12 protein-coding genes are annotated in these 13372 nt (G+C 64.4%); 4 read left to right on the top strand and 8 right to left on the bottom strand.

The window, feature by feature from the left end; all coding sequences use genetic code 11:
- Positions 1–8 precede the first annotated feature (8 nt).
- The gene (locus IB261_RS28550; protein WP_081515250.1) at positions 9–632 is read right to left on the bottom strand and encodes a 2OG-Fe(II) oxygenase; all 624 of its coding nucleotides are present in this window, start codon (positions 630–632) and stop codon (positions 9–11) included.
- Positions 633–732: 100 nt separating this feature from the next.
- Here IB261_RS28550 and IB261_RS28555 point away from each other — a divergent pair, with 100 nt between their 5' ends.
- Entirely contained in the window at positions 733–1470 is a 738-nt protein-coding gene (locus IB261_RS28555) for a hypothetical protein (RefSeq protein WP_192383625.1), read from the top strand.
- Positions 1471–1627: 157 nt separating this feature from the next.
- On the opposite strand, the gene bipL is transcribed toward IB261_RS28555, so the two are convergent.
- Positions 1628–2566 carry a phospholipase BipL gene (gene bipL / locus IB261_RS28560; RefSeq protein ID WP_081515248.1) on the bottom strand — a complete coding sequence of 313 codons (939 nt, stop codon included), beginning with the start codon at positions 2564–2566 and terminating at the stop codon, positions 1628–1630.
- A gap of 123 nt (positions 2567–2689) precedes the next feature.
- Here bipL and IB261_RS28565 point away from each other — a divergent pair, with 123 nt between their 5' ends.
- Together IB261_RS28565 and IB261_RS28570 are read left to right on the top strand one after the other, a co-directional pair.
- A complete protein-coding gene (locus IB261_RS28565) occupies positions 2690–3265 on the top strand; it encodes a DUF6436 domain-containing protein (protein ID WP_081515247.1) in 576 nt (191 codons plus the stop codon).
- A gap of 88 nt (positions 3266–3353) precedes the next feature.
- Entirely contained in the window at positions 3354–3866 is a 513-nt protein-coding gene (locus IB261_RS28570) for a transcriptional regulator (RefSeq protein WP_081515246.1), read from the top strand.
- Positions 3867–3869: 3 nt separating this feature from the next.
- Here IB261_RS28570 and IB261_RS28575 read toward each other — a convergent pair whose 3' ends face one another.
- Positions 3870–4919: an AraC family transcriptional regulator gene (locus tag IB261_RS28575; RefSeq protein ID WP_151188686.1), complete on the bottom strand. Its 1050-nt coding sequence runs from the start codon at positions 4917–4919 to the stop codon at positions 3870–3872.
- Positions 4920–5026: 107 nt separating this feature from the next.
- Between IB261_RS28575 and IB261_RS28580 the strand changes: the two genes are divergently transcribed.
- Positions 5027–7414, top strand: a complete 2388-nt coding sequence (locus IB261_RS28580) for a penicillin acylase family protein (RefSeq protein WP_192383624.1) — start codon at positions 5027–5029, stop codon at positions 7412–7414.
- Between the two features lie 421 nt (positions 7415–7835).
- Here the strand turns inward: IB261_RS28580 and IB261_RS28585 are convergent, their stop codons facing one another.
- The 5 genes from IB261_RS28585 to IB261_RS28605 all read right to left on the bottom strand — a co-directional run bounded on the left by IB261_RS28585 (position 7836) and on the right by IB261_RS28605 (position 13338).
- A complete protein-coding gene (locus IB261_RS28585; protein ID WP_081515243.1) occupies positions 7836–8708 on the bottom strand; it encodes an ABC transporter permease subunit in 873 nt (290 codons plus the stop codon).
- Positions 8705–9586 carry an ABC transporter permease subunit gene (locus IB261_RS28590; protein WP_138214270.1) on the bottom strand — a complete coding sequence of 294 codons (882 nt, stop codon included), beginning with the start codon at positions 9584–9586 and terminating at the stop codon, positions 8705–8707. The genes IB261_RS28585 and IB261_RS28590 overlap by 4 nt, the downstream gene beginning before the upstream one ends.
- 26 nt (positions 9587–9612) lie before the next feature.
- Positions 9613–10767 (bottom strand): ABC transporter ATP-binding protein, encoded by a 1155-nt coding sequence (locus IB261_RS28595; RefSeq protein ID WP_081515241.1) that lies wholly within the window; start codon positions 10765–10767, stop codon positions 9613–9615.
- A 148-nt stretch (positions 10768–10915) separates the two neighbouring features.
- Entirely contained in the window at positions 10916–11986 is a 1071-nt protein-coding gene (locus IB261_RS28600; RefSeq protein WP_225594893.1) for a polyamine ABC transporter substrate-binding protein, read from the bottom strand.
- A gap of 251 nt (positions 11987–12237) precedes the next feature.
- On the bottom strand, positions 12238–13338 hold the full coding sequence (locus IB261_RS28605) for a polyamine ABC transporter substrate-binding protein (protein ID WP_081515239.1): 1101 nt from the start codon (positions 13336–13338) through the stop codon (positions 12238–12240).
- Positions 13339–13372 lie beyond the last annotated feature (34 nt).

Here is a 13372-nt window from a genome sequence, read left to right on the forward strand (position 1 = left end):
CGCACCACTCAGAGCAGCGCGTCACCGCGGCGACGGAACCAGCCGGTGAGCGACAGACGGTCATGACTGGCCGGCAGCACCTCGTGGGGGAACTCGCCGGAGAGGAACACCACCAGTCGGCTGGCCAGCGGCGACAGGTCCAGCGTCCGCTCGTCGGCGAAGTACATCCGCAGTTCACCGCCCTGCGTCACCGGCCAGTCGTGGTTGAGGTACAAGACCGCGGAGATGGCGCGCCGATCATCGTCACGGAAGCGGTCCAGGTGCTTCTGGTAGAACGCTCCCGGCGGATAGAGCGCGAAGTGCCCTTCGAAGTCCTCCAGGCCCAGGAAGAGTGCGCGATTGATCTGCAGGCGCAGCGCGTCCAGCGCACCCAGGTAGAGGTCGCAGGCCGCGGACTGCCCGGGCTCGATCCACTGGATGCGGTCACCGCGGATGCCTTCGCGCACCGCCTGTCCCTCACCCCGGCCGATGGCGGCAGCGGCCAGCTTGCCGGCCGCGTCGCGGGCACGGCATTCCGTCGCCAGTTGGGCGATCAGGGCATCGGGAAGGAAGGCGTCCTGCTGCGACCAGCCCTTGTCGGCGAGGTCATCCACGATGCGGTGCAGGACGGGAGAATCGGCGTCGAAATACATCGCGCATTGTAACGTCCGGCGCCAGTGTCTCGACAAGCGGGGCAAGCCTTGCCGACAATAGCCCCCGGCGAGCGATCCCTGCCGCCCAAAAGGAGTTGCAATGCGCGTACTGCTGGCCCTCACCCTTCTTGTACTGGGCATGCCTGCCCTGGCCGACAACTACCAGCGCCTGTACCAGGCCGCCGGCTGGCCGGAACAGCGAGCGCACTTCAATGACGCCCTGCACGCCGCGCAGAAGCGCTACCAGGGCAACCTGCCACCGGCGCTGTACCAGACGCTGGTGGACAATAGCAACCAGCGCTTCGCCCCTGCCGACATCGACCAGCGCGCGCTCAATGGCCTGCGCCAGAACCTGCCGGACAGCGCCGCGGCGGTGAACTTCTTCGAATCCCCGCTGGGCCGCAAGGTCGCCGGCGCCGAGACCCTGGCTACCCGCAGCGACCAACTGCAGAAATACGCCAACGGCCTGCCGCGTCAGCAGGCCAGTGATGCACGCAAGCAGATCGTCCATCGCCTGAGCCAGATTCTGCCGGCCCGCGAGGCCGGCGCCGAAGTCAGTCTGGCTCTCGCCAGCGTGGCTGCCGACAGCCTCAGCCAGATGCTCCCCGGCCTGCTCGGTGGCGGCAGCGCCCAAGGCATGCTCGAAGGCCAGCGGCAGAAGCTGATGAGCCAGATCGGCGCCGATCTCGACAACACCCTGCTGTACGTCTATCGCGGCCTGAGCGATGCCGAACTGGGCCAGTTCGCCGACTTCAGCGAGTCGCCGGCCGGCCGCAATTACTACCGCGCCGCCCTGGCTGCCCTCAAGGCTGGCTTGGCCGCACCATCGGGCGAGTAGTGATCGGAAAATACCGACCACGCTTGAGGACCACTCCGAGGAACGCTCCTCCTAGAATGGCACCCGCTGTACAGAGGGTGGCGCCTGAGGAGCATGGCGCAAGGAGTGTAGGGACACACCCTCGACTACAGCGGCTCCCTTCCCCGCATCATCCCCGCTAGGCCATCCGCTCACTGAGAAAGTCGAAGTAACGCCGGCGCAACGTCTCGCTCTCGTTCGCCAGGTGGTGCCGCGCGCCGGTGAGCAGCAGGCACTCGATCTTCTCGAACTTGTCCTCCAGCACCTTCAGGTTGTAGCGCCAGTCCACCGTCTCGTCGGCATCGCCCTGCACCACCAGCAGGCTCTGCGCGCCGTGGCCGGCCGCCTCGATGCGCGGAATCCAGCGCGCCAGCGCGCCGACCCAGGCCGTGGGCAGGATCTTCGGCTGCAGCGGATCGCGGTCGCGCAGGAAGGAAAGAAATTCGGCGTCGTTGGAGTTCTCGCTGAAACGTCGCGGAATCGAATCCACGAACGGTCGCAGCATCTGGTAGCTGAACTTCGACCAGCCCCAGGCCCGTGGCCGTACCAGCGGCGCCAGCAGGATGGTACGGCCCAGCTCCGGGCGCGGCGCGCCGGTGAGCAGGTAGTCCAGCAGGATTGCCCCGCCGGTGCTCTGCCCGCAGAGATGCCAGGGTTGCGGCAGGTCCAACGCCTGCGCCTGGCCCAACAGCGCGCCCAGCACCACCTGGTATTCGGCGAAGTCGCCGATGCTGGCGGCGGCGCCACCCGACAGGCCGTGGCCCGGCAGGTCGCAGGCCAGCACCGCGAAGCCCATGCCCAGCGCCCAGTCGATCACGTGGCGGTACAGGCCCATATGGTCGTAGTAGCCGTGCAGCAGGACGACGGTTCCCCGCGCCAGCACGGGGCGCCAGTACTGCGCGGCAATCTGGTAGCCGCCGGCCTCGAAAGTGCCCAGCCGGCTCTGCAGGCCGGGGTGCCGGGCGTGCAGGTCCAGGCCGTAGAAATGCTGGTACAGCGCGATGCCGACCTCGTTCGCTTCTGCGGTCAGAGGTCGCAGCAGGGTGCGCAGCAGATCGGGCTGGAAGGCTTCAGGCATGGGCGTTTCGCTTCTGGCAGGCGGGTGACGAAGGGAGCGCGTGCAGCAGCGGGATATTCTGCCGCGCTCGCCCCCGTGGCAAGCTTGTCGGCTATCTTACCGACTCTGTCACTGGTCGCCGCCATGTCCTCACGTCGAAAATCGCTGCTCACCTGGCTGATCGCCGCGCTCTGCCTGGGCGCGCTGCTCGCCACCTACTGGTGGTACGAGAACCGCTTCATCCGCCCGTTCAGCCACCAGCCGCAGCTGTTTTCCGGCGACCACCTGATGCTGCCCGCACAATTGGCCGGCCCCGGCAAGATCCGCCTGGTGCACTTCTGGGACCCGGCCTGCCCCTGCAACGTCGGCAACCAACAGCACCTCGCCGAGCTGATCCAGCGTTTCGGCCCGCAGGGCGTGGAGTTCTTCGCCGTGCAGAAACCCGGCAGCCGCGGGCACCTGCCCGATACGCTGAGCGCCATGCGCGCACTGGACTCGCTGCCCGGTGCCGAGCAGTTGCCCGCCAGCCCCGCCGTGGCGATCTGGGATGCCCAGGGCAAGCTGGCCTACTTCGGCCCCTACAGCGAAGGAGCGGTCTGCACGTCGGGCAACAGCTTCATCGAGCCGATCCTCGACGCCCTGGTGGGCGGCCGCCCGGTCAACGCGACCCACACCCTGGCGGTGGGCTGCTATTGCCCCTGGGATGGCGCAAAGCACTGAGCCGCATCAACGAAGCCGATGGCCAATCCGTGACTACACTTGGATCGCCGGCCCATGAAGGGCCGATCGCCACCAAGGAGCTTTTCGCATGCGTCTTCCTTCCGCCCTCGCCTTCTGCGCCGTTCTCTCCACCGGGCTGGTGCTGCCCCTGGCCGCCCACGCCGAGGATGCCCCCAACAGCCAACAGGTGATGGAGCAACACAAGCAGGCCATCAACAACCGCATCGCCGACATCGACTACAAGCGCAAGCGCATCGTCGAAGCCAACATGAAGCTCACCCCGCAGGAAACCGAGAAGTTCTGGCCGATCTACAACAGCTACCGCACCGAGGCGGACAAGCTGAGCAAGCAGACTCTGGCGATCATCATCGACTACGCCAACAGCTATAACACCGGCTCGGTGAGCAACGACGACGCGGCGAAGCTGCAGAAGCAGGTGCTGGAGCTGCAGGACGATCGCCAGGAGCTCAAGGAGAAGTACCTCAAGCGCATCGCCAAGGAAGTCTCGCCGCAGCGCGCACTGCGCTTCCTGCAGGTCGAAGACCAGCTCGACGCCATGGCGCTGCTGGAAGTCAGCCGCGAAATCCCGCTGGCCGAGTAATCCTCAGCCTTCGGTGCCGCCCTGCAGGCGCTGGCGATAGCGCTCGGGCGGCACCGAATACCAGCGCTTGAAAGCCCGATAGAACGGCGACAGCTCGGCAAAGCCACAGGCCCGCGCCACCTCGCGGATTGCCTCGCCCTGCTCCAGCAATTGCGCGGCACGCTGCCGGCGCACCTCCTCCCGCACTTCCCTGAACGTCTGTGCCCGGCTCGCCAGGTTGCGCTGCAGCAGCCCCGGCCGCACGCCCAGCTCACGGGCGCAGCTTTGCAGGGTGCACTCCTCCTCCCCCAACCGCATGGCGATCAGGTAGCGCAGGCGATTGAGCAGGTCGTTCTCGTCCAGCGTTCCCAACTGTTCCCGCGCATGCTCGGTAAGCAACCGGTGCAGCACCGGGTTGCCGGTGCGCGATGGCCGGGCCATCTGCGCGCGATCGAACAACAAGGCGTCATTGGCCTTGCCGAAGCTCGGCGTCAGGCCGAACAGCCGCCGGTGCTCGCTCAAGCGGCGCGGCTGCGGATGGCGGAACTCGATGGCCTGCACGCGGAACTCATCGTCGGTAATCAGCGCCAGCAGCTTGAGGAACAGCAGCATCAGGCACTCCATCTGCTGGCGCAGGTTGCTGGTACCCAGGTAGTTGAGGTCGAGGATCAGCCGCACCTGCTCGCCCTCCTCGCGCATCTGCGCCGCGAAGCCACCGGAGAGGATGTGCTGGAAGCGCAGGAAGCTGTGCAGCGCCTCGCGCAGGTCGCTGCTGGCCATCAGCAGGTAGCCGACCACGTCCAGCAGGCGCGGCTTCATCGCCTCCCCCAGGTGCAGGCCGATATCGGCATCGCCGGTAATTTCGTCAAGGGTCGTCCAGAACAATGGGGCGTCGTCGTGCACCAGGCGACCACTCTGCGCCGGCGGCGGCAGGCGCACCTTCTGCAGGGCCTGGCGGTAGATATCGGTGGGGTCGAAGCCCAGCACCGAGAGCGCCTCGTACAACTGGCGGCGCAGGGTGGCGGACTGGGTCAGCGCCGGGGTGGCGGGGAAGTTCAGCTCGGGGGCGGCCATGGTCACTCCTGGGATTGACCGGAGAATTCCAGTAGCGAGACGTTTGGTCAATGAGCGACGTGCGCTATCCACTGCAGAATCGCCGCATAACAACAAGGAGTTGCTGCATGAAACGCACTTTGACTGTCCTCGCTGTCGTCATCGCCGCTGCAACGGCCGGTGCCGGCTGGTACCTGCATGGCAAGCAGCCGGTACGCGACGGACAACTGCCCCTGGCGGGCCTGGCCAGCGAAGTCACGGTTCGCTACGACGAGCGCGGCGTGCCGCACATCAAGGCCGGCAGCGAGGAAGACATGTACCGGGCGATCGGTTACGTCCACGCCCAGGACCGCCTGTTCCAGATGGAAATCCTCCGTCGCCTGTCCCGTGGCGAGCTGGCCGAGGTGCTCGGGCCCAAACTGGTGGACACCGACCGCATGTTCCGCAGCCTGCGCATCCGCGACCACGCCGCCGAATACGTGGCCAGGCAGGACAAGAACTCCCCGGCCTGGAAGGCGCTGGTCGCCTACCTCGATGGCGTCAACCAGTTCCAGGACAGCCACCCGCGCCCGATGGAATTCGACATCCTCGGCATTCCCAAGCGCGCCTTCACCCCCGAAGACACCGTCAGCGTCGCCGGCTACATGGCCTACAGCTTCGCCGCCGCCTTCCGCACCGAACCGGTGCTGACCTACGTGCGCGACGAATTGGGCGCGGACTACCTGAAGGTCTTCGACCTCGACTGGCATCCCGAAGGCGTGATGACGCCCAAGGCGCTGGCCGCCGCCGACTGGCAGGACCTGAGTGCCATCGCCCGCCTGAGCCACGCCGCGCTGGAAAAGGCCGGCCTGCCGCAATTCGAGGGCAGCAACGCCTGGGCCGTCTCCGGCAGCCGCACGAAGAGCGGCAAGCCGCTGCTGGCGGGCGACCCGCACATCCGCTTCGCCGTGCCGGCAGTGTGGTACGAGATGCAGGCCAGCGCGCCGGGCTTCGAGCTGTACGGCCACTACCAGGCGCTCAACCCCTTCGCCTCGCTCGGCCACAACCTGCAGTTCGGCTGGAGCCTGACCATGTTCCAGAACGACGACGTCGATCTGGTCGCCGAGAAGGTCAACCCGGACAACCCCAACCAGGTCTGGTACCACGGCCAGTGGACGGACCTGAAAAGCGAGGAGCAGAGCATCGCGGTGAAGGGCGAGGCGCCGGTGAAGATCACCCTGCGCAGCTCGCCCCACGGCCCGCTGGTCAACGACGCGCTGGGCACCGCCGCGGGCAAGACGCCGGTCTCCATGTGGTGGGCCTTCCTGGAAACCCAGAACCCGATCCTCGACGCCTTCTACGAACTGAACCGCGCCGACACCCTGCCCAAGGCGCGCGCGGCAGCCGCGAAGATCCAGTCGCCAGGCCTCAACGTGGTCTGGGCCAACGCGCGTGGCGACATCGGCTGGTGGGCCTCGGCGCAACTGCCTGTACGCCCGGACGGGGTCAATCCGAACTTCCTGCTCGACGGCGCCAGTGGCCAGGCCGACAAGAGCGGCTTCTACCCCTTCAGCGAGAACCCGCAGGAAGAGAACCCGGCGCGCGGCTACATCGTCTCCGCCAACTTCCAGCCGGTGCCGGCCAACGGTCGCCCGGTGCCGGGCTACTACAACCTGCCTGATCGCGGCCAGCAGCTGAACAAGCGCCTGTCCGACACTTCCGTGAAGTGGGACCTGCAGAACAGCCAGGCGCTGCAACTGGACACCGCCACCGGCTATGGCCCGCGCTTCCTCAAGCCGCTGCTGCCGATTCTGCGCGAAGCCGCCGCGACCGACGAAGAGAAGGCGCTGGTGGAGAACCTGGCCAACTGGCAGGGCGACCATCCGCTGGACTCTGTCACCGCGACGGTGTTCAACCAGTTGCTCTACCAGGTCGCCGACGGCGCCATGCGCGACGAGATGGGCGACGCCTTCTTCGACAACCTGCTATCCACCCGCGTGCTCGACGTGGCCCTGCCGCGCCTGGCCGCCGACGAGAACTCGCCCTGGTGGGACAACCGCAAGACGCCGCAGAAGGAAACCCGCGCCGATATCGTCAAGGCCGCCTGGAAGGACAGCCTGGCGCACCTGCGCGCCACCCTCGGCCAGGACTCGCAGCAGTGGCAGTGGGGCAAGGCGCACACCCTCACCCACGGCCACCCGCTGGGCCAGCAGAAGCCGCTGGACCGCCTGTTCAACGTCGGCCCATTCGCCGCTCCTGGCGGCCACGAGGTGCCGAACAACCTGTCCGCCCGCGTCGGACCTGCGCCCTGGCAGGTGATTTACGGCCCGTCCACCCGTCGCCTGATCGACTTCGCCGACCCGGCCCACAGCCTGGGCATCAACCCGGTCGGCCAGAGCGGCGTGCCTTTCGACAAGCACTACGACGACCAGGCCGAGGCCTACATCGAAGGCCAGTACCTGCCGCAGCACTACGACGACAACGAGGTGAAAGCCAACACCCATGGCATCCTGCGGTTGATTCCCGTCCGTCGCTGAAGCGCCCTCGACAAGAGCCACCCGGAAATGAAAAACCCCGCCTCTGCGGGGTTTTTCATTGGTGCGTTGTACAGAGTGTTGCGGGAGATGCCGAAGCTCCCTGGCGCGTTATTTCCCCAAGGGATAACGATCGGGGTGTTGTATTGGGCGCCGTCTCCCGCACGGAGTGCCATAAGGCGTCACTGGAAGTTTGCCGGCTACGCGGCCCGGCCCTGGTTCGGGGGTGGCCGGACTGCGCATCCGAACACTTCAAGCGTAGTTGGCAATCGGCCAGGGGCGAGCCTTTGCGACACACGGATTTTTCCGATAAATCCCGAGTTTCCAAGCACTTCGGAATAACGTGTGAGCAAAAAAACACGGGCCACCCGAAGGTGGCCCGTGGTTCGACAATCGCCGGATACTACCGGCCGACAAGACGGCGTCAGGCGGTGGCTGTCGAACCCTTCTGCCAATCGGTCGCGTTGGACTCCATGGCTTCCTGGATCGCACGCTTGCGACGCTCTTCGGCCTGGCGGGTGAAGTACCAGGCAAAGAAGGTGAACAGCGATACGGTCAGCAGGATCAGGCTGGCTACGGCGTTGATCTCCGGCTTCACGCCCAGGCGCACGGCGGAGAACACTTCCATCGGCAGGGTGGTGGAGCCAGGACCGGACACGAAGCTGGCCAGTACCAGGTCATCCAGCGACAGCGCGAAGGACATCATGCCGCCCGCCGCCAGCGACGGCGCGATCATCGGGATGGTGATCAGCATGAACACTTTCCAGGGCTTGGCGCCCAGGTCCATGGCTGCTTCCTCGATGGACAGATCCAGCTCGCGCAGGCGCGCCGACACCACCACCGCAACGTAGGACGAGCAGAAGCTGGTGTGGGCGATCCAGATGGTCACGATGCCGCGCTCCTGCGGCCAGCCGATCAGCTGGGCCATGGCAACGAACAACAGCAGCAGCGACAGACCGGTGATCACCTCGGGCATGACCAGCGGCGCGGTGACCATGCCGCCGAACAGCGTACGGCCACGGAAACGCGGGATGCGGGTCAGCACGAAGGCCGCCAGGGTGCCCAGCGCCACCGAGGAGATCGCGGTGTAGCAGGCGATCTCCAGCGAGCGGAACACCGAGCCGACCAGCTGCTGGTTGTCCAGCAGGCCGACGTACCACTTCACCGACCAGCCACCCCACACGGTCACCAGCTTGGAGCCGTTGAACGAGTAGATGACCAGGATGAGCATCGGCACGTAGATGAAGAGCAGGCCCAACACCAGCATGATGTTGGAGAACGACCAACGCTTGTTCATACCTTGCCCTCCAACTCTTTAGCTTGGTTCTTGTTGAAGAAGATGATGGGCACGATCAGGATCGCCAGCATCACGACGGCAAGGGCGGAAGCCACCGGCCAGTCACGGTTGTTGAAGAATTCCTGCCACAGCACTTTACCGATCATCAGCGTCTCGGGACCGCCCAGCAGTTCCGGGATCACGAACTCGCCCACTGCCGGGATGAACACCAGCATGCAGCCGGCGATGATGCCGTTCTTGGACAGCGGGACGGTGATCTTCCAGAAGCTGGTGAAGCTGCGCGCGCCGAGGTCGGAGGCGGCTTCCAGCAGGCTCATGTCGTGCTTCACCAGGTTGGCGTAGAGCGGCATGACCATGAAGGGCAGGTACGAGTAGACGATACCGATGTACACCGCGAAGTTGGTGTTCAGGATCGTCAGCGGCTCGTTGATGATGCCCAGCCACATCAGGAAGCTGTTGAGCAGGCCGTTGTTGGACAGGATGCCCATCCAGGCGTACACGCGGATCAGGATCGCCGTCCAGGTCGGCATCATGATCAGCAGCAGCAGGACGGTCTGCATTTCCTTGCTGGCGCGGGCGATGGCATAGGCCATCGGGTATCCGATGAGCAGGCACAGGAAGGTGCTGATCGCCGCCATCTTCAGCGAGCCCAGGTAGGCGTCGATGTAGAGCGGGTCGTCCGTCAGCATCAGGTAGTTGCCCAGGTTCATCACGACCTGGAGCGTCTGGTCGGCGTACTGGAAGACTTCGGTGTACGGCGGAATGGCCACGTCCGCTGCCGCCAGACTGATCTTCAGCACGATGGCGAAGGGCAGCAGGAAGAACAGGAAGAGCCAGAAGAACGGCACACCGATCACGGCATGCCGGCCGTTCGGCAGGCGTTTCATGAGCGATTTGCTGATGTTCATGATTGCAGTACCACACCGCTGTCGTCGTACCAGCTGATGTAAACCGGCTGGTCCCAGGTCGGGCGCGCGACGTGGCGCTCGGCGTTGGCCATGAAGGCCTGGACGATGAAGCCGGAGGCCAGCTTGATGTAGTACACCGAGTGACCGCCCAGGTAGGCGATGTCGTGGACGGTGCCCTGGGCGACGTTGAAGCCTTCGTGCTCGAGGTTTTCCGGCTTCTGCGCAGTGACCATGACCTTTTCAGGACGCAGTGCGTAGGTCATGCGCTTGTTCTCGGCACGGGTGCTGATGCCGTGGCCGATGTAGATCGGGTTTTCCAGCTGCGGGCAGGCGATGACCGCGTGGTCCTGCAGGTCCTCGACGATCTCGCCGTCGAACAGGTTGACGTTGCCGATGAACTCGCAGATCAGGCGGCTGGCCGGCGTCTCGTAGATGTCCATCGGGCTGCCGATCTGCTCGATGCAACCCAGGTGCATGATGGCAATGCGCTGGGCCATGGTCATGGCCTCTTCCTGGTCGTGGGTCACCATCACGCAGGTCACGCCCACGCGCTCGATGATCTCCACCAGTTCCAGTTGCATCTGCGAACGCAGTTTCTTGTCCAGCGCGCCCATGGGTTCGTCGAGCAGCAGCAGCTTCGGACGCTTGGCCAGGGAGCGGGCCAGGGCCACGCGCTGACGCTGGCCGCCAGAAAGCTGGTGCGGCTTGCGCTTGGCGTACTGGGTCATCTGCACGAGCTTGAGCATCTCGTCGACGATCTTGTCGATCTCCGCCTTGGGCAGACCGTCCTGCTTCAGGCCGAAGGCGATGTTCTGCGCCACGCTCATGTGGGGGAACAGGGCGTACGACTGGAACATCATGTTGATCGGCCGCTCATAGGGCGGCAGGTCGGTAATGTCCTGGCCATCGAGGAAGATGCGACCTTCAGTGGGACGCTCGAAACCAGCCAGCATGCGAAGCAGGGTCGACTTGCCCGAACCCGAACCACCCAGCAGGGCGAAGATTTCGCCTTTCTTGATGTCCAGGGACACGCTGTCCACAGCCAGCGTTTCGTCGAACTGCTTGCTGACCCGGTCGATTTTTACCAGAACCTCTTTAGGCTTCTGGTCGCCACTCAAGGCTTTCTTGTAGGCACCGGAGGCTATTGCCATTACCACAACTCCCAAATCATAGAGGCCCGGCCCCCGCGGCCGGGCATGCTTGGTATTACAGGGCTGGCGCAGTTTACGTGCGCCGCCGGGCCTTTCGAGGGGCCCTGCGACGCTCCGTGCCCGCGCGGACGGATTTGGGGAAAACCGTCTACTTGCCCGACTTGATCTTGGTCCAGGAACGGGTCATGAGGCGCAGGATCTTCGGCGGCAGCTCATGCTGCACGAAGAGTTTGTCGAGAACCTCCTGGGATGGGTACACCTCAGGATTGTTGCGCACGGACTCATCCATGAATTCGCCAGCCTTGGGGTTCGGGTTGGCGTAACCGACGTAATCGCTGACCTTGGCGATCACTTCGGGCTTGAGCAGGTAGTTGATGAACGCGTGGGCCGCCTTCGGGTTGGAGGCATCCTTCGGCACGGCGAGGATGTCGAACCAGAGGTTGGCGCCTTCCTTGGGAATGGCGTAGGCGATGTTCACGCCCTTGCCGGCTTCCTTGGCGCGGTTGGCGGCCTGGAACACGTCACCGGAGAAACCGGCCGCAACGCAGATGTTGCCGTTGGCCAGGTCGGAGATGTACTTGGAGGAGTGGAAGTAGGTGACGTACGGACGCACCTTCATCAGCTTGTCCTCCACCTTCTTGTAGTCATCCGGGTTGGTGCTGTTGGGGTCCAGCCCCATGTACTTGAGCACAGCCGGCATCATCTCGTCGCCCGAATCAAGGAAGGCGACGCCGCACTGGCTGAGCTTCTTCATGTTCTCGGGCTCGAAGAGGACGGCCCACGAATCGATGGTGTCGACACCCAGCACGGCCTTGACCTTCTCGACGTTGTAGCCGATGCCGTTGGTGCCCCACAGGTACGGCACGCCGTACAGGTTGCCCGGGTCGTTGGCCTCGAGCTGCTTCATCAGGTGCGGATCGAGGTTCGACCAGTTCGGCAGCTGGCTCTTGTCCAGCTTCTGGAACGCGCCGGCCTTGATCTGGCGACCGAGGAAGTGGTTGGACGGCACGACCACGTCGTAGCCGGTACGACCGGCCAGCAGCTTGCCTTCCAGGGTTTCGTTGGAGTCGAAGACGTCGTACACCGGCTTGATACCGGTTTCCTTCTCGAAATCGGCGAGGGTGGTTTCACCGATGTAGTCCGACCAGTTGTAGATGTGGACGGTCTGTTCCGCCTGGGCCAGCGAAGTCAGGCCGAAGACGGAGACTGCAGCGATCAGGGTTCTGCGGAAGGGAATGCGCACACGTGAGTCCTCTCGTTGTTTTTGACTACTTCAGTCGGTTGCTGCCGGGGTTTCGACGGCCGGTCCGTGGATAGCGCCGAACCCTTTACAGCACGAGAGCGCCGGGGCTTGCGCAGCCATTCCACCGATGGAAGCTGTTTGTTGCTACCGGTAGCGGGCGAGGGAGCGCACTCCCCCGCCGCTGTCCGGACCATCCGCTGGCGCGCCAGGCGACAGCGATTACCCGATTACTTGCCGGACTTGATGGTGGTCCAGCTGCGGGTCATCAGACGCTGGGTCTTCGCCGGCAGGTCCGGGAAGGCGTACAGCTTCTTCATGGTTTCCGGAGTCGGATACACGCCCGGGTCGTTGCGGATCGCCTCGCTCACCATCGGGGTGGCTGCGGCGTTGCCGTTCGGGAACTGCACGACGTTGGTGATCTCGGACATGACCGCCGGCTCGAGCAGGAAGTTGATCCACTTCAGCGCGGCTTCCTGGTTCTCGGCATCCTTCGGAATGGCGACGGTGTCGAAGAACGCGCCAGCACCTTCCTTCGGAATGTTGTACTTCACAGTGACCTTGTTCTTGGCTTCTTCAGCGCGGGACTTGGCCTGGTACACGTCACCCGAGTAACCGATAGCCACGCAGATGTTGCCGTTGGCGATATCGGAGATGTACTTGGAGGAGTGGAAGTAGGAGACGTACGGGCGAATCTTCAGGAACAGCGCTTCGGCTTCCTTGAGCTCTTTCGGGTCCTGGCTATCGGGCTTGTAGCCCAGGTAGTGCAGGGCAGCCGGCAGCATTTCGGTCGGCGAGTCGAGGAAGCTCACGCCGCAGGCCTTCAGCTTCTGGATGTTTTCCGGCTTGAATACCAGGTCCCAGGAGTCCACCGGGGCGTTGTCGCCCAGCGCGGCCTTGACCTTGTCCGGGTTGTAGCCGATGCCGATGGTGCCCCACATGTAGGGGATCGCGTACTGGTTGCCCGGGTCGCTGATTTCCAGCGTCTTCATGATGTCCGGGTTCAGGTTCTTCCAGTTCGGCAGCTTGGACTTGTCCAGCGGCGTGTACACGCCGGCCTTGATCTGCTTGGCCAGGAAGGAGTTGGACGGCACCACGATGTCGTAGCCCGACTTGCCGGCCAGCAGCTTGGCTTCCAGCACTTCGTTGCTGTCGTAGACGTCGTAGACGACCTTGATTCCGGTTTCCTTGGTGAACTTGTCGACCGTGTCCGGCGCGATGTAGTCCGACCAGTTGTAGACGTGCAGCACCTTGTCATCTGCCTGCGCCATACCAGCCACAGCGCCTGCCAGCGTTACAGCGAGCAGGGATTTGCCGAAGGTCTTGAACATGCGGGTAGCTCCGTTTGTTTTTTTGATGTTCCGG

Source organism: Pseudomonas sp. PDM20 (assembly GCF_014852575.3).
Classification (GTDB): Bacteria; Pseudomonadota; Gammaproteobacteria; order Pseudomonadales; family Pseudomonadaceae; genus Pseudomonas.

What these genes read in the sequence shown, in the direction of transcription:
- bipL (WP_081515248.1), bottom strand. Translation starts at nt 2,566, where the DNA reads ATGCCTGAAGCCTTCCAGCCCGATCTGCTGCGCACCCTGCTGCGACCT.
- IB261_RS28555 (WP_192383625.1), top strand. Translation starts at nt 733, where the DNA reads ATGCGCGTACTGCTGGCCCTCACCCTTCTTGTACTGGGCATGCCTGCC.
- IB261_RS28580 (WP_192383624.1), top strand. Translation starts at nt 5,027, where the DNA reads ATGAAACGCACTTTGACTGTCCTCGCTGTCGTCATCGCCGCTGCAACG.
- IB261_RS28585 (WP_081515243.1), bottom strand. Translation starts at nt 8,708, where the DNA reads ATGAACAAGCGTTGGTCGTTCTCCAACATCATGCTGGTGTTGGGCCTG.
- IB261_RS28595 (WP_081515241.1), bottom strand. Translation starts at nt 10,767, where the DNA reads ATGGCAATAGCCTCCGGTGCCTACAAGAAAGCCTTGAGTGGCGACCAG.
- IB261_RS28570 (WP_081515246.1), top strand. Translation starts at nt 3,354, where the DNA reads ATGCGTCTTCCTTCCGCCCTCGCCTTCTGCGCCGTTCTCTCCACCGGG.
- IB261_RS28605 (WP_081515239.1), bottom strand. Translation starts at nt 13,338, where the DNA reads ATGTTCAAGACCTTCGGCAAATCCCTGCTCGCTGTAACGCTGGCAGGC.
- IB261_RS28575 (WP_151188686.1), bottom strand. Translation starts at nt 4,919, where the DNA reads ATGGCCGCCCCCGAGCTGAACTTCCCCGCCACCCCGGCGCTGACCCAG.
- IB261_RS28565 (WP_081515247.1), top strand. Translation starts at nt 2,690, where the DNA reads ATGTCCTCACGTCGAAAATCGCTGCTCACCTGGCTGATCGCCGCGCTC.
- IB261_RS28550 (WP_081515250.1), bottom strand. Translation starts at nt 632, where the DNA reads ATGTATTTCGACGCCGATTCTCCCGTCCTGCACCGCATCGTGGATGAC.